Origin of the sequence: Pedococcus sp. 5OH_020, from assembly GCF_027812955.1 — a bacterium.
Taxonomy (GTDB): Bacteria; Actinomycetota; Actinomycetes; order Actinomycetales; family Dermatophilaceae; genus Pedococcus.
In genome coordinates this window covers 231,914-252,339 of record NZ_JAPYZV010000008.1, presented here as the reverse complement: position 1 = coordinate 252,339, position 20,426 = coordinate 231,914, and the positions used below count along the sequence as shown (strand labels likewise).

Below are 20,426 nucleotides of genomic sequence, written 5' to 3'. Positions count from 1 at the left end.
TCTCAGTCCTTCACTGTCTGGAGGTGGTCGCCGAAGCCGCCACTGGCCCCATGTCCAGTGTCCCCCCGGGAGGTGTCGTCGAGCGAGTCCACCTCGACGAAGTCCACCTCGGCGACCCGCTGCACGAGCAGCTGGGCGATGCGGTCCCCCCGGCGCACGGTGAAGGTCTCCCGCGGGTCGAGGTTGACGAGGTTCACCAGCACCTCGCCGCGGTAGCCGGAGTCGACCGTTCCGGGCGCGTTGACGATGCTGACCCCGTGTCGGGCAGCCATCCCGGACCGAGGATGCACCAGGCCCACCCACCCTGCCGGTATGGCGAGGGCGACCCCGGTGGCCACGAGGGCCCGCTCCCCCGGCGCGAGGACCACATCGGCAGCGGCATGGAGGTCGGCGCCGGCGTCGCCGGGATGGGCGTAGCTCGGCACGGGAAGCCCCGGGTCCAGCCGTCGCAGTGCCACCCGCACGGGTGCGGCCGGGACGAGAGAAGGGTCAGTCACGTGGACTGACCCTAGCTCGCGCATCGAGGACCCTTCACGGCTCATGCTCAGGCAGCGCACTCCCGGCACACCATCTGGCCGTTGGCCTCGCTGGCCAGCTGGCTGCGGTGGTGCACGAGGAAGCACCGCGAACAGGTGAACTCGTCATACTGCTTGGGGATGACCCGGACGGAGAGCTCCTCCCCGGAAAGGTCGGCACCGGGCAGCTCGAAGCCCTCGGCCTGCTCCGTCTCGTCGATGTCCACGCTCGACGCCGTCTTGTCGACGCGGCGGGACTTCAGCTCCTCGATCGAGTCTTCGGACAGCTCGTCGTCGGTCTTGCGCGGCGCGTCGTAGTCAGTCGCCATGGTCGCTGTCGCTCTCCCTGTTCTCTCTCACCCTGCCGTCCTCTCGTGCTCGGAGGACAGTCGCCGGTGTTAACGCCGGTGGTCGCGGTTTTGTGCCCACCGCAGGCGGGGATTGTGCCCTATGTCGCCGGGGCGGTCAGCACCGGGTCCAGAAACCGGCGTCAACCGGGCACCTGGGCCGTCTGGCTTCACCGAAGGTTCACGCAGCAGCCGCAACCCACGTCGTCTGGCGAGCGTCCCTACCCGTAGAGTCCTACCTCCGGCCCGACCCAACCGACCCGTGGCGCGAGTGTGCGTCACACCGAGAGGGGTGCACCATGACCGAGCTCTTCGCCGAGATCACCGAACGGGCGACGCGCGCCGTCCACTGCCTGCTGGTGGCCCGCCAGGCGGGCGACGACTTCCTTGCCTCCGTCCACGAGGCGGAGCTCGAGGGCCTGGCGCGGGTGGCAGCCGAGCACGGCCTGCGCATCCCCCTGCTCGAGGGCTACACGGCCGCCTGAGCTGCGGCCGTCACTCCTGACCAGCGCGCTCCGCTGCCGCGCTCAGGACGGCCTCCAGCTCGGCGTGCAGACCGGGCGCGCCTGCAACCACCATCCGGTCGCCCGGCCCGTGCCCGTCGAGGCCGCTGAAGACACCGCCTGCCTCGGTCACCACCACCCACGCCGCGGCCATGTCCCAGGGGTTGAGGCCTCGCTCGAAGTAGCAGTCCAGCGTGCCCGCAGCCACGGCGCAGATGTCCAGCGCCGCGCTGCCGATCCGGCGGATGTCGCGAACCTGGGGCAGCACGTCGCCCAGGACGCGTGCCTGCCACCGTCGGCGTGCCGCCTCGTAGCCGAAACCCGTGCCGGCCAGGGCCAGCGCCAGCGTCGGCGGCTCCCCCAGCCGCAGCCTTCGGCCCGGGCCGCCGGAGGTGCGCAGCCAGGCGCCCCCACCCTGGCGAGCGTGGAACAGCTCACCGGTCACCGGGTTCACCACAGCACCGGCTACCGGTGCCCAGGCCCCGTCGGTGGTCGGGTCGCCCACGGTCGCGGCCACGGACACGGCGTACGCGGGGATGCCGTACAGGTAGTTGACGGTGCCGTCGATCGGGTCGACCACCCAGGTGATCTCCGACCGTGCTGCGACGCCGCCCTCCTCCTCGCCCAGGAAGCCGTCGTGGGGGCGGGCTCGCTGGATCCGGGTCCGCAGCAGGTCCTGCGCGCGCTGGTCCATGACGGTGACGATGTCGGTGGCAGTGCTCTTGGTCCTGGCGACGCCCAGGTCTGGGGGACGCTCGTCGACGATGAGCCTGCCCGCTTCCCGGGCCAGCTCGACGCAGAGGTCCTCGAGCTCGTCCAGCTCCTCGGCCGGTGGTGGCTGCAGCGTCATCGTCAGTCCTGCCCGCAGAGCGCGGGGCGTGCCTCGCGCAGGTTCGGACAGCACCCCGGTGCGCAGGTCGAGCGGAGCGGGCTCCCCGGCCACGCCGGCGAAGGAGGTGTCTCGCCGCGCGCCTGCGCGGCGCGTTCGAGGACGAGGTCGGCCAGCCCCGAGACGAACTCGGCGTCCACTCCGACCGTGGGGACGCGCACCAGCTCGACGCCCAGGCCCTCAGCGGTCCGCGCCGCCTCGGTGTCCAGGTCGTACACCACCTCCATGTGGTCGGAGACGAAGCCGATGGGGGCGAGCACGACGAGCCGTGCGCCGTCGGCCGCCAGCTCCTCGAGCCGGTCGTTGACATCCGGCTCGAGCCACGGTTGGTTCGGCGGACCGGAGCGCGAGCAGAAGACGAGCTCGCCGTCGAGGTCGGTGTCGAGCGTGGCGTTGACCTCCGCAGTGATGGCCTGCGCGAGGCTGTGGTGCTGGCGACTGTAGGCGTTGCCGAGCTCGTCCCCTGGGCCCGAGGTGTCGTCCATGGCCGTCGGGATGGAGTGCGTGACGAAGAGAAGGCGAAGGTCCGCGACGTCGGTCCCGGAGCGGAGGGCCCCGCGGACCGCCTCGGTGACCAGGCGGGCGTTCGTGCGCGAGAACCCTGGGTGGTTGACGTAGGTGCGGACCTTGTCGATCTCCACGTGCAGGCCGGCGTCCGCCAGCTCCTGCTGTGCTGCCGCGAGGTCCTCCCGGTACTGCCGGCACGAGGAGTACGACGAGTACGCGCTGGTGATCACCGTGACGAGACGGCGTATCCCCCGCTCATGGGCCTGCGTCAGGGCCTCCCGCGTGAAGGGCGCGAAGTTCCGGTTGCCCCACAGGATGGGGGTCTGCACCTGCCGGCGGTCCAGCTCGGCGCGCAACGCGCGGATCAGCGCACGGTTCTGGTCGTTGATGGGGCTGCGTCCGCCGAACCCGTAGTAGTGCTCGCCCACCTGCTCGAGCCGTTCGTCGGGGATGTTCTTGCCGGCCGTGACGGTGCGCAGGAACGGCAGGACGTCCTCCGGACGCTCAGGACCACCGAACGAGAGCAGGAGGATGCCGTCATACGGCTCCAAGGGGTCCCCGTCGGCGGTCATCGGGCGGCTGTCTTCATGGGGAGGTCTCCGGTTCTCAGGGCGAAGGCGAGGACCGCGGCCACGTAGAGAGCCGGCTGGGGGTTCGGGTCGAGGGTCAGCATCGCGGCTCAAAACTACCCTCGCGGCGTGGGCGCTTTCTCCGCGACCTCGATTGGTGGCAGAGTCGCCCCAGGGTGCCCGGCGTCATGCCAGGGCGATACGGGAGAAAATGGCAATGCGAGACCTGCGGCTGATCGGTGTCCACGAGGACGGCCAGCACCTGCTGATGTCCGACTCCGCTGGGGAGAGGTTTCGCGTTCCTCTCGACGAGCCGCTGCGCGCCGCGGTGCGCCGGGACCGTCCGCGGCTCGGACAGCTGCAGATCGAGATCGACGGTGGGATGCGACCGCGCGAGGTGCAGGCCCTGATCCGGGCCGGGCTCTCCTCGGAGGAGGTCGCCGACCGGGCCGGCTGGTCGGTCGACAAGGTCCGGCGCTACGAGGGCCCCATCCTGGCTGAGCGGGAGTATGTCGCGGGCCTGGCCCGAGCTGTCCGCCTGCGCGGTCGCGGTGGGGGAGCTGGCGGCGCTCCCACCCTCGCGGCCCGTGTCAGCCAGCGGCTCTCGGCGCGGGGGGTCGACCCCGCCATGGCGGAGTGGGACTCGGCCCGCGCGGAGGGCGGCGACTGGACCGTGGTGCTCACGTTCCCTGCGGGTGGGCGCGAGCGCCAGGCACGCTGGGCGTTCGACACCGCGGCCCGGACCGTGGTCGCCTCCGACGACGAGGCCCGCTGGCTGAGCGAGGACGACTCCTCCGGCGTCGGCTCACCGCTCCCGGCGCCCCACCTCGTGTCCACGCCGGTTCGCGCCACGACGGTGTACGACGTCGAGGCCGAAGGCGGTCTTCGAGGGCCGGGCGGCCGACCTGCTGGGCCGCAGCGTCCGCAGGAGCCGGTCGACCTCATGTCGGCCATGCGGGAGCGGGCGTCACACCGGGGGCGGCCCCGTCGACGCAAGAGCCCGGCGGCCCAGACCCCGCTCGACGAGGCCCCCCGCGAGGACGCACTCCCCCTCGAGGACCTTCACTACGATCCGGAGACCATGGCGCCGCCTCCCGCGGCCCGCGGCACCCACCCTCTGGACCTGGAAGACACGCCTGAGGCGAACGCCGACGCCCCCGACCCGGTCGGGGACGACGTGCTCCCGGGACCGGAGACGGGCGAGGTGCCGGCGCCGCTCTCGACCGAGCCCACCGTACTGCCCGACCTTCGGGACGCTGAGCGCACGCTGATGCCCGACGTTCAGGACGTGCAGCCGACAGAGGTGCCCCACACCGAGGAAGCTGCGAAAGCTCCGGACGCGCCGTCCCGCGCCGCACCGGAGGGCGCCTCGGACGCACCGTCCTTCGGCGGTATGGACGATGACGATACGGTCGGTGACGCCGAAGAGGAGTCGTCGGTGCCACCCCCTGAGCGCTCTCAGGCGGGACGCGACAGCCTGCGGCCGGCGAAGAAGAACGGCCGCCGTAGCGTGCCCAGCTGGGACGACGTCATGTTCGGGGCGAAGCCTCGGGACTGAGATCCTCGGCGGGCCGCGGGACCGGGCACAGGTCGAGGTCGAACGGCAGAACGTCCGGCGAGGAGGCGGCTGCCCGAGCCGCCGCGGAGTTCATCCGGCGCATGAAGTGCCGGCGGCACAGCACCTCGTACTCCACCAGGGCCTCTCCGCCCGGCTTGGTGTCACCGACCACCACCTGCTCCCCCACGACCACCATCAGGCCGTCCACGACGCGTGCGTTGTGCGTCGCCCGGCGCCCACACCAGCAGAGCGCCTCGACCTGGAGCACCTGCACCCGGTCCGCGAGCTCGATCATCCGGCGCGACCCGGGGAACAGCTCCGTGCGGAAGTCGGCCGTGATGCCGAACGCGAAGACGTCGATGGCCATCTCGTCGACCAGCTTCGCCAGCTGCTCCACCTGGGCTGGCGTGTAGAACTGCACCTCGTCGCAGATGAGGTAGTCGACCCGCAGCCCATGCGTGGCGTGGTCCACGACGGCGTCCCAGAAGTCGAGGTCGTCCGCGACCTCGTGGGCGGCCGTCGACAGCCCGAGCCGCGAGGACAGGACGTCGGTCCCGGCCCGGTCGAGCTTGGTGTAGATGAGCCCGGACCTGCCCCGTGCCCGGTGGTTGTGGTCCATCTGGAGGGCGAGGGTGGACTTGCCGCAGTCCATGGTGCCGGAGAAGAAGACGAGCTCAGCCACGGAGGGACACCCTAGGCGCTGTCCCGGGCCGGAACGTGGAAGAACGGCACGGCCGACTCCTCTGCGGTCAAGGACCCGTGCAGCCCTATGAGGGCCAGCAGCTGTGGCCTGGCCCGACGGGAGTCGACGATGGCGAAGTTGTCGCGCATGGCGACCACAAGGTCGCCGATCCGCGGGAGGTTGACCTCAGACACGGGCCCGAACCACCCCTGGGCGACCGCCTGGTCGCGGGTGCGGATCCAGGCCCGCTCGCCGACCCGCTCGCGCCACGTCTGCTCGACGTCGGCGGCGGTACCGCTCTCGCAGTAGAGCTGCAGCGCCCGCGGCTCTCCTCCGACGTGCCGGACTCCTGTGGCGAGCTCGACATCGTGGGCGAGGTCGATGCGCAGGGCGTGTGGAGCGTCGACCATGCCGTGGTCCGCCGTGATGTAGACCGCCGTGTCGCGCGGGACCGAGGCGACCAGGCGAGCCAGCTCCGCATCGATGGCCTCCAGCTCGTCGCCCCACTCCCAGGACTGGCATCCGTGGACGTGCCCGACCTTGTCCAGGTCCCCCCAGTACAGGTACACGAGGGCTCGGGCGTCCGTGCGTACGGCGGTGAGCGAGGCGTCCACACGGTCCGCGAGGGTGCTCGCCGCACTGAACCGACCGCCACGCAGGGCCGCCTGGGTCAGTCCGGAGCCCTCGAAGAAGGCAGGCCCCACCCGGGTGACCCTCACCCCGGCCCGCTCCGCCTGCTCGAAGACGGTGGGACGCGGCTGCCAGGTGAGAGGGTCGGGTCCGTCCTCCCAGGACAGCTCGTTCACGAGCCGGTCCTCCCCGGGCACCAGCACCTCGTACCCCAGGAGCCCGTGCGCCCCAGGGCTCAAGCCGGTGCCGAAGGTCCCCATCGAGGTCGCCGTCGTCGACGGGAAACCGGCCGTCACGCGGTGGGCGGCCGGAAGCAGCGAGCGCAGGAACGGCGCATGGCCGCCGCGGCGCCGGATCAGCTCGTAGCCGAGGCCGTCGACCAGCACCACGACCGCCCGCCGCGATGGTGGCAGCGGCACCGTCCTATGGCCGGCTGACTCGGTGCCTGAGCCCGTCGGACTGACCGGGAGCCCGCCCGCTCCGTTCGCCGCGGAGGGGACCCCCCGGCTGGCGCCCGCGCTCACCTCCAGGCTCACCCCCAAGCTCTCCGCGACAGCGGGAAGCACGCCGGCAAGACCGTCGGCGTCGTAGCGCGGAGGGAGCAGTCGCTCGTGCGGCATGGACTAAGGCGTCACCGTCGGTCGGCCGGCCGTGAGTGACCGATGCTCGCCGAGAGCTCGCGGGCGAAGCCGAGGGCCTGCTGCAGGGCGGCGTCCCCCTCCGCCTCGGCGCTGATCCGCAGCGAGATGTCGTCGGAGGCGACGCTGCCCTCGTACCCGTGGTCGGCGTCGCAGTCAGGGTCGGCACACGTCGCAGGCATCAGGTCGATCCGGCTGACCGCCCCCCATCCGAGGGTGAGCGTGATCTCCCGGCCCAGCGAACCGGGCCGGTAGTCCTGGGGGCGGCTCACCACGTGGGTCAGCATGACGCCGCGTACCGCGCTCAGCGGCACACTCTCGGTGGTCGCCGTCGCCAGGTCCTCGTGGTCCGGTCGCTCGTCCGTGTGGTCGTCGGCATGCGCTATGACGAGCCGCGAGGTCGTGAGCGCGAGCACCGTGATGTGACGCCGTACGACGTCGTGGTCGAACGTGGTCTCCTGGTGGACCAGGTGGGAGACCACCTCCTGGCCGCCCAGCGCCGCCTGGACCACGTCCCCCACGAGGGCCGGGTAGTACCCGGCGCGCTCGATGGCACGGGTCAGGTCGTCGGGAAGCGGAGCCAGCGACGCCGAGGCGCTGTGGGGAGAGGTCGAGCCCATGGGGCCCATCTTGCCCTAGGTCCGCAGCCGCCTGCCCCTCCAGGGGGCGCGGCCTGGGGAGCGCTCGCGCGGAGCCATCACGATCGGACTCAGATGGGACTCAGATGGGACTCGGCCCACTGCTGTGCTCGCGACCGCCTCAGGTCAGGGTGCGGCGGCCCGTGTCCTTGCGGCGCGGGGTCGGCGCGAGGACCACCTCAGCCCCCAGGACGTCGACCCCGGCGGGGTGGGCGTTGACCGGGTTGAGCACGAGGCTGGCGATCTCGGGCAGGTTGTCGGCGAGCACCGAGACACGGGCGACGAGGTCCGAGAGGGCGGCTCGATGCACCGGGGCGGCCCCGCGGTGCCCGTGCAGCATGGGCGCCGCCTTCACCGAGGAGATCAGGTCGGAGACGTCCACGTCGGTCAACGGTGGGATCCGGTAGCCGATGTCGCCCAGCAGCTCGGTCGGCGGCCCGGCGATGCTGAAGGACACGACCGGGCCGAAGAGCGGGTCCTCGTCGGTGCGGACGACGCAGGACACTCCGGGCGCCGCCATCCGCTGCACGACGAACGAGTTCGCGGACAGCGGCGCCAGCCGGTCGTTCAGCCCGGCGAACGCCTCTCGGAGCTGGGCCTCCGAGCGCAGGTCCACCCTGATGCCGCTCAACCCGGGCTGATGCCGCATGAGCGGGGCGACCGACTTGACGACGACCGGGTAACCGATCGACTCGGCGGCGGCCACGGCCTCCTCCACGGTGCGGACCGGCACGCTGCCCCAGACGCGCACGCCGTACGGCTCCAGCAGGGCGGTGACCTCCTGCTGCGTGAGCCGTCGACCGTCGGGCGACTCCGCGAGAACCTTCTCGACCAGCTGCTCGGCCGCCTCGCGGTCGATCCCGGCGGGTCGTACCGGGACGCCGCGGTCGCGAGCCCGCCACTCGGCGTACCGGGTCGCACCGGCGAGCGCCCGCACCGCGTCCTCGGGCATCGAGTACGCGGGAACGACGACCCGGCGGCCGTCCGGTGCCGTGCCCGAGAGCCGCTCGGAGACGCCGCGCATACCCAGGAAGGTCGCCAGGCACGGCTTGTCCGTCGCCATCGCGGCGTCGCGCACCGCCGTCGCGACGTCCTCGTCGAGGGTGACCAGGGGTGGGATGAAGCAGGTCAGGACGCTGTCGACCTCGGAGTCGCCGAAGGCGCTGCGGAGAGCTTCGGCGAACTGCTCGCCGCGCGCGTCGCTGGGTAGGGAGACCGGCCCGTGGGCGACCTCCAGCCCCCAGCTCACGCATGCTTCGGCGGTGAGCGCGCCCAGCGCGTCCGAGTTCCCGACGATGGCGACCCGGTTGCCGCCGGGCAGGTGCTGGTGCGTGACGAGCTGGGCGACGTCGAACATCTGGTGGACGTTCTCCACGCGGATGACGCCCGCCTGCCGCAGCATCGCGTCGAAGGCTTCTGGGCGCACCCGCGTCGGACGTGCCCGGTGCCCGGGAGGCACGCCGTACGAGGACACCCCTGACTTCACCACGATGACCGGCTTGGTCGACGCCAGCCGACGGGCGATCCGGGAGAACTTGCGCGGGTTCCCCATCGACTCGAGGTAGAGCCCCACCGTGTCGGTGTCCTGGTCGTCGATCCAGTACTGCATGAAGTCGTTGCCGGAGACGTCGACGCGGTTCCCTGCCGAAGCGAAGACGGAGATGCCCAGACCTCGCCTCGCGGCCGACGCCAGGACGGCGATGCCCAGGGCGCCGCTCTGCGCGAACAGTCCCAGCCGGCCGGCCGGCGGCAGCGCCGGAGCCAGCGAGGCGTTGAGCCGCACGTCCGGGTGGTTGTTGATGACACCGAACGAGTTGGGACCGAGCACCCGCATGCCGGACTCTCGGGCGGCGGTGAGCAGACGGCGCTGCAGCTCCTCCCCCGCGTCGCCGGCCTCCGCGAAGCCGGCGGTGACGACGAGCAGGGTCTTGACCCCTGCCTCGGCGCAGTCGGCGACGACGTCGAGGACCTCCTCGGCGGGTACCGCGACCACGGCGAGGTCCACCCCGTCCGGGATGTCCGAGAGCCTGGCGTGGGCGGGCAGGCCCAGCACCTCCATCGCCTCGCGGTTGACGGCGTGCACCGCGCCGTGGAAGCCGCCCGCCTGGATGTTGGCGAGGATGTGGTGACCGATCGAGTCGGCACGCCGGCTCGCTCCGACGACCGCGATCGAGTCGGGGAACAGGACCGAGTGCATGCTCACCGACTCCGCACGGTGCTCCCGTGACAGGCGTACGGCCTCGGACCGTTCGGTGGGCTGGATCTGGAAGCGCAGCGAGACGACGCCGTCCTGGAAGCGACGGTCGACCTCGTAGCCCGCGTCGCTGAAGACCGAGATCATCTTGCGGTTCTGCGGGAGGACCTCCGCGGTGAACTCCTCCACGCCGGACTCCCACGCGATCACCGCCAGGTGCTCCAGGAGCACCGAGCCGATGCCGCGCCCCTGGTAGGAGTCGGAGATGTTGAAGGCCACCTCTGCGCTGACCGGCGTGATCCGGTCGAACCGGCCGATGCCGATGATCTCGCCGCGCACCGTGGCGACCAGCGCCACCCGGTCGTGGTAGTCCACGTTGGTGAACCGGGTGACGTCCCGGTCGCTGAGCTTGCGCAGCGGCGCGAAGAAGCGCATGTAGATCGACTCGTCGGACTGGCCGGCGTGGAACCGGTGCACCGCCTCCACGTCGCTGGGCGTGATGGGGCGAAGGTGCGCCACCGAGCCGTCGCGCAGTACGACGTCGGCCTCCCACTGGGCGGGGTAGCCAGCGGGACGGCCCCCTGCGTCAGTCATGAGGGAAAGCATGGCATGGTCCCGGGCGGTGCCCGGCGCGACACCTACCTGCGCAAAGGCACCGACGCGAAGGTCATTCCCGCATCCGTGCTCAGCCAGTACGACGTGCCCCCGGCGAGCGCGTAGACGAGGCCACCACCGGCGGCGCCGGCCCACGTCACCGTCGATCCGGTGGTGCGGTCGGACCCGTTGTTGCCGGACGACGATGTGCCTGTGCCCGGCGTGGACGAGGTCCCGCCTGCGATGCCGGGAGCGCCCAGCACACCGGGCCGCCAGGTCTTGCCGGCATCGTCGCTGACCACCAGGGTGGTGGACACGTCCGCTCCGTCGGCGCTCGATGGCAGCCCCTCGCGAAGGACGACGAGGTGTGCAGGGTCGTTCGCGGTCAGCCAGACCCCGCTTCCGCCGGGCCGGCCCAGGGCTGGAGCAGGGCGGCTGGACCAGCTGGCACCACGGTCCGTGGAGACGGCGACCGCGTATCCCTGGGTGGGCCGCCCCGCACTGGGGCAGACCGCGAGCAGTGTCCCTCGGGTGCTGGCGGTGGCGGACACCCACATCCCCTGGTCGGCGGCGCAGCCTTCCGGCAAGGACAGGGCGGCAGGCTTGCCGGAGAGCCTGGCGGCGAGCGCGGGGTGCCGCTGCCCTGCCGTCGTGACGTTGTAGTAGGCGTCGGACCCGTCCATCGCGACCCAGGCGTTCTCCGCGTCCGTGGGCATGGAAGGCACGGCCACCGGCCGGGTGGAGTCCTGCGTCACCGCACCGGTGCGCGGCTGGAGGTCGTGGCAGCCGCGTCGGCTGCCGCCATGGGTGCAGCTGCCGGCTGTGGCCATCCAGACCTGTCGACCGTCGGTCTCGAGCGAGAGCACCACCCGGCCGCCGACGTCCACCGCATGCCAGGTCCGGCCGCCGTCGGAAGTGCGGCGCACGACACTGCCGAAGACATAGCCGATCCGGTCCGAGGCGAACCTCAGCCCGACCAGCTGGTCCGGCCGGTCCGGCGTCACCCTGGCGCCGGAAGTCCTGAGCCCGGTGAGGGAGGAGCGGGACGCCCAGCTCCGGCCGTCGTCGTCCGAGGCCACCACGGCGGTGCAGGGGCCGCCGGGACACGTCGCGGCGCCCAGGGCGAAGAGGTGCCCGCCGCCGGCGTTCGACATGGAGGCGATGTCGAACGACCTCGGCACGGGCAGCGGCCGCGGTGCGCCACCCGTCGGCGGCGGCGTGCTGGTGGAGCGGCTGGGGCTCGTGGTCGGTCCCGAGGCTGAGACGGGCCCCGTCACGGTCCTCGTCCCCGGCCTCGTCGTGGAGCTGACCTGGACCTCGGCGCTCGTCCGCGTGGAGCTCGCCACGTCGACATGGTCCGGTCCCCCGCCCTTGCCCTGCAGGACACCGAGACCGACCGCTCCGGCGATCGCCGCCGCCGCCGCCACGGCGACGTACGGCAGCCAGCGGCGCCCCGAGGGCCGGCCCGCCTCCGTCAGGATCGACTCGAAATGTTCCGGTCGCGGGACGAGGTCACGGACCATGGCGCGTTCCCTGGCAAAGAAGTCCGCGACCGGGTCACGCTGCCGCGGTTCCCGGTCGAAGGGGTCCTGTGTCGGGCTCATCGGCTCTCTCCCAGCATCTGCGCCATCCGCTGGCGCGCGTCGAACAGGTCTCGCTTCACGGTCCCCTCGGCCTTGTCGAGCTGACGGGCCACCGTGGCGACCGGCAGGTCGGCGAAGTAGTGCAGCATCACCACGACCCGCAACCGGTCCGGCAGGGCCTGGACCGCCTCCCGCACCGTGAGGGTCGTCGCCGTGTCCGGGTCGGCCGTGAAGTCCTGACGGCCTGCCTCGTGCCGCTGGTACGCCGTGGCCTCCCGTCCCCGTTTGCGCCAGTGGTCCCGGACGAGGTTGGCAGTGACCGCGTAGAGCCAGGGTCTGGGGTCGTCGACCCGCGAGAACTCGCGGTACAGCTTGAGGAACGCCTCCGTCGCCAGGTCGTGGGCCAGGTCCGGGTCTCCGACCAGCCGCGCCGTCCAACCCGCGAGCCGGGCGTAGTGGACGTCGTAGATCTCGCGGACTGCCCCGTCGAGGTCCGTTCGGTCACGCGACGGCACGAGCACCCCTCCCGCGAATGCCACCGCCGCCACAGACGTCATGCCTGGTTGACGCCGTGCCGGTGGGCCAGGTTGGTGGCCAGTGTGTCAGCCGTTACCGGCGCAGGAGGACAGGATGGGCGCATGGAGTTTCGCGAGGTCGTGCGCCGGCGACGGATGGTGCGCCGGTTCGACCCGGTGCGGACGGTCACCCCCGGCGCGCTGGGTCACGTGTTACGGGCCGCACAGCGCGCGCCCAGTGCCGGGTTCAGCCAGGGCTGGGACTTCCTGGTCCTCGCCGACCCACAGGACCGTGCGAGGTTCTGGGACGCCACGCGTGACGACCACCGACCGCCTGGCTCGTGGCTGCGGGGGGTGTCGGCCGCACCGGTCCTCATCCTGTGCCTCTCCGACCCCGACACCTATCTGGACCGGTACGCCGAGGCGGACAAGGGCTGGGACGACCGGGACCTCGCCCGGTGGCCGGTCCCGTACTGGGACGTGGACACCGGCATGGCGGCGATGCTCATGCTGCTGGCTGCCGTCGACCAGGGTCTCGGCGCGCTCTTCTTCGGGGTCCCGCCGGCCCGCCACGAGCCGGTGCGACACGCCTACGACATCCCAGCAGGCCGCCGGCTGGTGGGCGTCGTCGCGCTGGGCCACGAGCGGGAGCGGACCACCTCCCCGAGCCTTCGCCGCGGCCGTCGGCCCTCGGCCGAGGTCGTGCACTGGGGCCGTTTCGGCGAGTCGGCGGCAGGCCGTCTCTAGCAGTGGGACAAGATTGGGTGGTTCCCCGCAGCCTGTGGGGAGGACCCGGTAGGAGTTGTACGCACGCATGGCCCGCACCACCCCGCCACCGCAGGACGAGGCGTACGTCGAGCGCATCGTCGACATCGACGTCCGCGAGGAGATGCAGGAGGCGTTCCTCGAGTACGCCGTGTCGGTCATCCACTCGCGGGCCCTGCCCGACGCCCGGGACGGGCTCAAGCCGGTGCAGCGGCGGATCCTGTTCTCGATGAGCGAGATGGGGCTGCGCCCGGACCGTGGCCACGTCAAGTCGTCCCGGGTCGTCGGCGACGTCATGGGCAAGTACCACCCGCACGGCGACACCGCCATCTACGACGCGCTCGTCCGGATGGCGCAGCCGTTCACCATGCGCCTGCCGCTCGTGGACGGGCACGGCAACTTCGGCTCGCTGGACGACGGACCGGCCGCGTCCCGCTACACCGAGGCCCGGCCAGCGCCTGCCGCGTTGCTGATGACCGCCGGCCTCGGCGAGAACACCGTCGACTTCGTCCCCAACTACGACGACCAGCTCATGCAGCCGGGCGTGCTCCCCGCCGCCTTCCCCAACCTCCTCGTCAACGGGGTCAGCGGCATCGCGGTCGGCTTCGCGACCAACATGCCGCCGCACAACCTCGTCGAGGTCATCGGCGCCGCCCGACACCTGCTCGCCCACCCCACCTGCTCCCTGGACGACCTGATGAGGTTCGTCCCTGGGCCGGACCTGCCACAGGGCGGCCGCGTCGTCGGGCTGGAGGGGATCCGCGACGCCTACCTGACGGGCAAGGGCAGCTTCCGCACCCGGGCGACTGCACGGATCGAGAAGACCTCGGCCCGTCGGATGGGCATCGTGGTGACCGAGCTGCCGTTCCTCGTGGGGCCGGAGAAGGTGATCGAGAAGATCAAGGACGCGGTGCAGTCGAAGAAGCTCCAGGGCATCTCCGACGTCAAGGACCTGACGGACCGCAAGCACGGTCTGCGCCTCGTCATCGAGGTGAAGAACGGGTTCAACCCCGACGCGGTCCTCGAGCAGCTCTACAAGCTCACGCCGATGGAGGACTCGTTCGCGATCAACAACGTCGCGCTCGTCGGCGGCCGTCCGCGGACTCTCGGCTTCAAGGAGCTGCTCAGGGTCTACGTCGACTTCCGCACGGACGTGGTCCGGCGGCGCACCGAGTTCCAGCTGGCCAAGTACCAGGACCAGCTGCATCTCGTCGAGGGGCTGCTCATCGCCATCCTCGACATCGACGAGGTCATCCAGCTCATCAGGACGTCCGAGGACGGCAAGGTGGCGCGGACCCGGCTGATGGACGTGTTCGACCTCTCCGAGCGGCAGGCGACGTACATCCTGGATCTGCAGCTGCGCCGGCTCACCCGGTTCAGCCGGCTCGAGCTGGAGAGGGAGCAGGCCGAGCTGCGGCGGCTGATCGAGGAGCTCCAGGGCATCCTCGGCGACGAGAAGGTGCTCCTGAGGACCGTCTCCTCCGAGCTGGCGGAGGTCGCGAAGGCCCACGGCACGCCCCGCCGGACGGTGCTCCTGGAGTCGGCGGGCGTGGCGACCACGGCAGCGTCGCCGCTGGAGGTCGTCGACGACCCGTGCTGGGTGCTGCTCTCCCCCACGGGGCTCCTGGCCCGGACCTCGTCGGCGGACCCGCTGCCGACCGACGGCTCGCGCAGCAAGCACGACGTGCTGGTGAGCGCGGTCCGCACGACGGCCCGGGGAGAGGTGGGGCTGGTGACCTCCCGCGGCCGCCTCGTCCGGCTCTCCGCCCTCGAGCTGCCCACCCTTCCCCCCACGCATGGCTCCCCGAGCCTGTCCGGGGGTGCGCCGCTCGCCGCGTACGTCGACCTGCCGGGCGGCGAGCAGCCGCTCACTCTCGTACCGGTGACGCAGGACTCCCCCGGCATCGCGCTCGGCACCAGCCAGGGCGTCGTGAAGCGAGTCACCAGCGACTACCCAGCCAGGTCGGACTTCGAGCTGGTGGCCCTCCGGGACGGCGACGAGGTGGTCGGCGCCGTCACGCTTCACACCGGTCAGGAGGACCTCGTGTTCATCACCTCCGACGCGCAGCTTCTCCGGTTCCCGGCGGGTGCCGTCAGACCGCAGGGCCGAGCTGCGGGTGGGGTGGCCGGCATCAAGCTGAGCCCCGGCCACCGGGTGGTCTTCTTCGGCGCCGTCGGCCGGGACACCGACGCGGTGGTCGTGACGTCCTCCGGATCGTCCGGCGCCCTTCCGGGCACCGAGCCCGGGTCGCTCAAGGTCACGCCCTACAGCGAGTACCCGCTCAAGGGACGGGCCACCGGCGGGGTTCGCTGTCACCGGTTCCTGCGCGGCGAAGACACGCTCGTCCTCGCCTGGGCGGGCAGCACCCCGGCCCGGGCGGCCGGCGGGAACGGCGTGCCGATCGAGCTTCCCCCGGCCACCGGGCGACGCGACGGTTCGGGAACCCCCGCATCGGCCACCATCGCCGCGATCTCCGGGCCCCCGCCCGCGTGAGCCTCTCTCACGGCCACAGCGCGCCGGACGCCTGCTCGGTGGGGTTCGACGGAGCGCGCGTGTCGGCCTACGGGACGGCGGCGCGGGCTGCCTTCTTCGTCGCTCTGGAGCAGCCGGGCCCCTGGGGCCGTGATGCAGCGACGCAGTCGCATCTGCCTGTGGCGCTAGGCGAGTCGCTGTCGACCGCCTGTTCGGAGCGTGGTGGCAGGCTGTCCCTGGTCCGGCGTCCCGGACGCCACCCGGACGACCACGAGTCACGGGGCGAGGCGGTGTACCTGGCGTGGTGCGGTCCGGAGCCCTGGCTCCTGCAGACCGAGCTGAGGCAGGTCGATGCGCTGCTGGACCTCGACTTCGACGCCCTGGCGCGTGGTGACCGAGCTGCGGTCCTCGCCTCCATGCCTGGGGCTGCGGCCGCGGAGCCCATCCTGCTGCTGTGTACCAACGGACGGCGCGACGTGTGCTGCGCCGTCCGAGGACGGCCGGTCGCCCTAGAGGCTTGGGCGAGCCACCCGGGCCGCGTCTGGGAGGCCTCGCACACCGGAGGGCACCGGTTCGCCCCGACGGGGGTCCTCCTGCCGCATGGGGCGACCCTCGCACGCCTGGACCCGCCGATGTGCTCCGCGGTGCTGGCCGCTGCGGAGGCCGGGGAGCTACCGTCCGCCGTCCTCGGCCCCTGGCACGACCGCGGCCGCAGCGCTCTGACGGCCGCCGGACAGGCCGCCGAGTCCCAGGTCCGGCACGTCACCGGGGAGCGGTCGCTGACGGCACTGCAGACCGTCGAGGTAGACCCCTTTGACGCTGACGGCTTCGCCTCGTACGTCGTGGACCACGTCGACGGTCGCTCCTGGCACGCGCGCTGCCAGCGACGGGTGGCCGCCGAGGCCCTCCCGGAGTCCTGCGGCAAGCCGTCGGTCCCGGTCCTGGAATGGACGGTCACCCTCTCGCAGCGCTGAAGCGGAGTCGCGAGCCCGAGCGTCGGCCACTCCGAGTTACCCAATCGTTACCGCCGCCACGTCCCCTGACGATTGCGGCCAGGGAGCGTAAACGTTTACATGAGGACGGTTCACCTCACTGCCGAGGCACGTCCGCCTTGGCACCACGCGAGAAATGGAGGCGGGCGTATGGCCCTCCGATTGCACAAGCGCCGGATCCTCACGGCAGTCGCCGGCGTAGCCGCTGTGGCCCTGGTGGCCGCCTGTGGTGGCGGCAACAGCGGGAGCGGCAGCAGCAGCTCTGGCGCTGCGTCCGGCACCGAGAAGCACGGCCCCATCACCTACGTCCAGGGCAAGGACAACAGCAACCTGGTCGCACCTCAGGCCGCCCGGTGGAACGCCAAGCACCCGAACGAGAAGGTGACCGTCAAGGAGCAGTCCGACAAGGCGGACCAGCAGCACGACGACCTCGTGCAGCACTTCCAGGCCAAGGACCCCGGCTACGACGTGGTCTCCGTCGATGTCGTGTGGACGGCGGAGTTCGCAGCCAAGGGATGGCTGACGCCCCTGAAGGACAAGCTCGCGCTGCCGACCGACGGCTTCCTGGCGCCGACCGTCAAGGCTGCGACGTACAACAACACGCTCTTCGCGGCACCGACGTCGTCCGACGGCGCGATGCTCTACTACCGGTCCGACCTGGTGAAGACCCCGCCGAAGACCATCGACGAGATGTGGTCGATGTGCTCCATCGCCAAGAAGAACGGCATGGACTGCTTCGCCGGCCAGTTCGCCAAGTACGAGGGGCTCACCTGCAACGCCACCGAGTGGATGAACGCCTACGGCGCCAAGATGGTGGACGAGAAGGGCAAGCCCACCGCTGACTCACCGGAGGCAGCCAAGGGTCTCGCGGCGCTGGCGGAGCACTACAAGAACGGTGACATCCCCAAGCAGGCCATCACCTACCAGGAGGAGGAGAGCCGGGCGGCCTTCCAGAACGGCAAGCTGCTCTTCCTGCGCAACTGGCCGTACGTGTACAACCTGGCCAGCACGGACAAGTCCTCGAAGGTCATCGGCAAGTTCGCCGTCGCCCCACTCCCGGGCGTCAGCGGACCCGGCACCTCCACCCTCGGTGGTCACATGGCCGCCATCAGCGCCTTCTCCAAGAACAAGGGCACGGCCCTGGACTTCCTGAAGTTCCTCACCAGCCCCGAGGAGCAGAAGACCAACATGGAGAAGGGCTCGCTGGCCCCTGTGATCGAGTCCATCTACACCGACCAGGCGCTCGTCAAGAAGTACCCGTACCTGCCGGTGCTCAAGACCTCGATCGAGAACGCCGTGTCCCGGCCCGTGACGCCCTTCTACCCGGGCATCACCCAGGCCATCCAGGAGAACTCCTACGCCGCGATCCAGGGGCAGAAGACGCCCGAGGCCGCTGTGAAGGACATGCAGGCGGCCATGCAGGCGGCCGCCGGAGGCTGACCGGCCTCGTCCCGACGTCGTGGGGGTGGCCTCACGGGGCCACCCCCACGACGTGCTTCATCTCCCGCCAAGAACCTTCCTCACACGCTTGGCACCCACCTCACCAACCCCCCTCTGAGGACCCCCACCACCCACCCAGGCGCATCCTTCCGGTCAAGGAGCAGGCATGAGCGCAGTTGCGGACACGGCACCCAAGCCGGTCAAGAACAAGCCGGTCAAGCAGAGCAAAGGACTCCACGCGGGTCAGGGACGCCAGGGCTGGCTGCTCGTGGCCCCCACCATCGCGTTCCTGACCGTCATCATCATCTATCCGCTGATCAAGGCGATCCAGCTCTCCTTCCAGAAGGACGCGGGCCTGGACCCCTCGACCGGCCTCTTCGTCGAGGGAGGCAACGCGGGGCTCTCGAACTACACCCACTGGCTCCTGCAGAAGTGCGGCAACGTCGACTGCCCGCCGGGCACCATCGGAGCGCAGTTCTACGACGCGCTGTGGGTGACGCTCTTCTTCACTGTCGTCAGCGTGGCCATCGAGGTGCTGCTCGGCATCTGGTTCGCCATGATCATGAACCGCGACTTCCGGGGCCGCGGCCTGGTCCGAGCCGCGATCCTCGTGCCCTGGGCCATCCCCACCGCGGTCACGGCCAAGCTCTTCTACTTCATGTTCGCCTACGACGGCATCATCAACAAGCTGCTCGGCGTCGTGGGGTTTGGCCCCAAGCTGTGGACCAGCGACCCGTTGGCCGCGAAGTTCGCGATCATCATCGCCGACGTGTGGAAGACCACGCCCTTCATGGCCCTGCTCATCCTTGCTGGCCTCCAGCTGATCCCCGGTGACGTCTACGAGGCAGCTCAGATCGACGGCGCGACCAAGTGGCAGACCTTCATGAAGATCACGCTGCCCCTGGTCAAGACGCCTCTCATGGTGGCGGTCCTCTTCCGCACCCTGGACGTGCTGCGGATCTACGACCTGCCCGCCATCCTCACCGGCGGCGCCGGCGGGACGACGTCCTTGTCGATGCTCGTGATCAAACAGAAGAACGAGGGGTTCCACGGGGCCTCCGCACTCTCCACGATCGTCTTCCTCCTCATCGCCCTGACGGCCTACCTCTTCATCCAGTTCGGCGGCGCGGACGTGATCCAGCGCCCGCCGTCCGCCAAGAAGAAGCCGAAGGACAAGGACGCCCAGCCCGGCAACCCAGTCGCCGCCAACGCCACCTCGACCGGAGCCTGAGATGACTGCCACCACTGCCACCACCGCTCCTCCGGCCAGCGGCCGGACGGAGGCCCAGGAGATCCACTTCAGGAGCGACCGCAACGCCAAGATCCGGATGTACCTCGGTCTGGCGGTCCTCGTCATCTGGGGACTTGCACCGTTCTACTGGATGATCGTCACCGCGTTCCGCGACGTGGGCTACACCTTCGACAGCACCCCGTGGCCGACGCACGTCACGCTCGACAACTTCAAGACCGCGTTCTCCACGGGTCGAGGCAACCACTTCGGGGCCGCGCTCGTGCACTCGATCATCATCGGTGTCGTCACCACGGCGGTGGCGATGCTCGTGGGTGTGTTCGCCTCGTACGCGCTGGCCCGGCTCAACTTCCCGGGGAAGTACGCCGTGCTGGGCGTCATCCTCGGGGCGTCGATGTTCCCTGGCGTGGCGCTGGTCTCCCCGCTGTTCCAGATGTTCTCGAGCTTCGGCTGGCTGAGCGGGGTCAACTACCAGGCGCTGATCATCCCGAACATCTCGTTCGCGCTACCGCTGACGATCTATACGCTCACAGCGTTCTTGGCAGAGATGCCCTGGGAGCTGGAGGAGTCGGCCCGGATCGACGGCTGTACGCCCGGTCAGGCGTTCCGCAAGATCATGCTTCCCCTGGCGGCTCCCGGCCTGTTCACCACGGCCATCCTCGCCTTCATCGCGAGCTGGAACGAGTACCTGCTGGCTCAGCAGTTCTCGACGCCGAAGACCCAGACCGTGACGGTGGCCATCGCGCAGTTCACCGGCGCCCAGCCACACCAGGAGCCGTACACCGCCGTCATGGCGGCCGGAACCATCGTGACCGTCCCCCTGATCATCATGGTGCTCGTCTTCCAGCGGGCGATCGTGTCGGGTCTGACCGCCGGAGGGGTGAAGGGCTAGCCGCCAGGCGGCCCGGAGACAGCCATGGGACTGTTCAACCCGGGCAGCAGCTCCGGCAACGTCAGGGCCAAGGCCCAACGGCTGGAGCTGCTGCTGGGGCTCCTCGGCTTCTTCGCCTTCATGGCGATGCTCCAGCTCGTCATCCTCGAGGTCCGTGGGGAGCCGGCGGTGGGACCCGCCCTGCTCCTCGCGGCCCTGCTGGCCCTGTGCTGGCTCGTCTGGAGGTCTCGGAGGAACCTCGACGTCTGACTCA

19 protein-coding genes are annotated in these 20,426 nt (G+C 70.8%); 9 read left to right on the top strand and 10 right to left on the bottom strand.

Annotation, left to right across the window (positions count from 1 at the left end):
* Positions 1-2 precede the first annotated feature (2 nt).
* A complete protein-coding gene (gene dut / locus PHA84_RS16200) occupies positions 3-521 on the bottom strand; it encodes a dUTP diphosphatase (protein ID WP_442952913.1) in 519 nt (172 codons plus the stop codon).
* A gap of 23 nt (positions 522-544) precedes the next feature.
* Positions 545-844 carry a DUF4193 domain-containing protein gene (locus tag PHA84_RS16195; protein ID WP_270889166.1) on the bottom strand — a complete coding sequence of 100 codons (300 nt, stop codon included), beginning with the start codon at positions 842-844 and terminating at the stop codon, positions 545-547.
* Positions 845-1,161: 317 nt separating this feature from the next.
* Between PHA84_RS16195 and PHA84_RS16190 the strand changes: the two genes are divergently transcribed.
* Positions 1,162-1,347 carry a hypothetical protein gene (locus PHA84_RS16190; protein ID WP_270889165.1) on the top strand — a complete coding sequence of 62 codons (186 nt, stop codon included), beginning with the start codon at positions 1,162-1,164 and terminating at the stop codon, positions 1,345-1,347.
* Positions 1,348-1,357: 10 nt separating this feature from the next.
* On the opposite strand, the gene PHA84_RS16185 is transcribed toward PHA84_RS16190, so the two are convergent.
* Both PHA84_RS16185 and PHA84_RS16180 read right to left on the bottom strand, forming a co-directional pair.
* Positions 1,358-2,215 (bottom strand): inositol monophosphatase family protein, encoded by an 858-nt coding sequence (locus tag PHA84_RS16185; protein ID WP_270889164.1) that lies wholly within the window; start codon positions 2,213-2,215, stop codon positions 1,358-1,360.
* A 2-nt stretch (positions 2,216-2,217) separates the two neighbouring features.
* On the bottom strand, positions 2,218-3,333 hold the full coding sequence (locus PHA84_RS16180) for a ferrochelatase (RefSeq protein ID WP_270889163.1): 1,116 nt from the start codon (positions 3,331-3,333) through the stop codon (positions 2,218-2,220).
* Positions 3,334-3,547: 214 nt separating this feature from the next.
* Between PHA84_RS16180 and sepH the strand changes: the two genes are divergently transcribed.
* The gene (sepH, locus tag PHA84_RS16175; protein WP_270889162.1) at positions 3,548-4,888 is read left to right on the top strand and encodes a septation protein SepH; all 1,341 of its coding nucleotides are present in this window, start codon (positions 3,548-3,550) and stop codon (positions 4,886-4,888) included.
* On the opposite strand, the gene PHA84_RS16170 is transcribed toward sepH, so the two are convergent.
* The 6 genes from PHA84_RS16170 to PHA84_RS16145 form a co-directional block, all read right to left on the bottom strand.
* Positions 4,860-5,570: a thymidine kinase gene (locus tag PHA84_RS16170; protein WP_270889161.1), complete on the bottom strand. Its 711-nt coding sequence runs from the start codon at positions 5,568-5,570 to the stop codon at positions 4,860-4,862. The genes sepH and PHA84_RS16170 overlap by 29 nt on opposite strands.
* An 11-nt stretch (positions 5,571-5,581) precedes the next feature.
* Entirely contained in the window at positions 5,582-6,820 is a 1,239-nt protein-coding gene (locus tag PHA84_RS16165) for an alkaline phosphatase family protein (RefSeq protein ID WP_270889160.1), read from the bottom strand.
* 11 nt (positions 6,821-6,831) lie between these two features.
* Positions 6,832-7,458: a DUF5998 family protein gene (locus PHA84_RS16160; RefSeq protein WP_270889159.1), complete on the bottom strand. Its 627-nt coding sequence runs from the start codon at positions 7,456-7,458 to the stop codon at positions 6,832-6,834.
* Positions 7,459-7,597: 139 nt separating this feature from the next.
* Positions 7,598-10,264, bottom strand: a complete 2,667-nt coding sequence (locus tag PHA84_RS16155) for a bifunctional acetate--CoA ligase family protein/GNAT family N-acetyltransferase (RefSeq protein WP_270889158.1) — start codon at positions 10,262-10,264, stop codon at positions 7,598-7,600.
* Positions 10,265-10,308: 44 nt separating this feature from the next.
* A complete protein-coding gene (locus PHA84_RS16150) occupies positions 10,309-11,868 on the bottom strand; it encodes a sialidase family protein (RefSeq protein WP_270889157.1) in 1,560 nt (519 codons plus the stop codon).
* A complete protein-coding gene (locus PHA84_RS16145) occupies positions 11,865-12,404 on the bottom strand; it encodes an RNA polymerase sigma factor (RefSeq protein ID WP_270889156.1) in 540 nt (179 codons plus the stop codon). The genes PHA84_RS16150 and PHA84_RS16145 overlap by 4 nt, the downstream gene beginning before the upstream one ends.
* An 81-nt stretch (positions 12,405-12,485) precedes the next feature.
* On the opposite strand from PHA84_RS16145, the gene PHA84_RS16140 reads away from it, so the two are divergent.
* The 7 genes from PHA84_RS16140 (at position 12,486) to PHA84_RS16110 (ending at position 20,422) form a co-directional block, all read left to right on the top strand.
* Positions 12,486-13,109, top strand: coding sequence for a nitroreductase family protein (locus PHA84_RS16140; RefSeq protein WP_270889155.1), 624 nt, complete (start codon positions 12,486-12,488; stop codon positions 13,107-13,109).
* A 67-nt stretch (positions 13,110-13,176) separates the two neighbouring features.
* Positions 13,177-15,621 carry a DNA gyrase/topoisomerase IV subunit A gene (locus PHA84_RS16135; protein ID WP_270889154.1) on the top strand — a complete coding sequence of 815 codons (2,445 nt, stop codon included), beginning with the start codon at positions 13,177-13,179 and terminating at the stop codon, positions 15,619-15,621.
* A 59-nt stretch (positions 15,622-15,680) separates the two neighbouring features.
* Positions 15,681-16,574 carry a sucrase ferredoxin gene (locus PHA84_RS16130; RefSeq protein WP_270889153.1) on the top strand — a complete coding sequence of 298 codons (894 nt, stop codon included), beginning with the start codon at positions 15,681-15,683 and terminating at the stop codon, positions 16,572-16,574.
* 168 nt (positions 16,575-16,742) lie between these two features.
* On the top strand, positions 16,743-18,032 hold the full coding sequence (locus PHA84_RS16125) for an ABC transporter substrate-binding protein (RefSeq protein ID WP_270889152.1): 1,290 nt from the start codon (positions 16,743-16,745) through the stop codon (positions 18,030-18,032).
* A 166-nt stretch (positions 18,033-18,198) separates the two neighbouring features.
* Positions 18,199-19,263: a carbohydrate ABC transporter permease gene (locus tag PHA84_RS16120; protein WP_270889151.1), complete on the top strand. Its 1,065-nt coding sequence runs from the start codon at positions 18,199-18,201 to the stop codon at positions 19,261-19,263.
* A gap of 1 nt (position 19,264) precedes the next feature.
* Positions 19,265-20,173, top strand: coding sequence for a carbohydrate ABC transporter permease (locus PHA84_RS16115; RefSeq protein WP_270889150.1), 909 nt, complete (start codon positions 19,265-19,267; stop codon positions 20,171-20,173).
* 24 nt (positions 20,174-20,197) lie between these two features.
* Entirely contained in the window at positions 20,198-20,422 is a 225-nt protein-coding gene (locus tag PHA84_RS16110) for a hypothetical protein (RefSeq protein WP_270889149.1), read from the top strand.
* Positions 20,423-20,426: the final 4 nt, after the last annotated feature.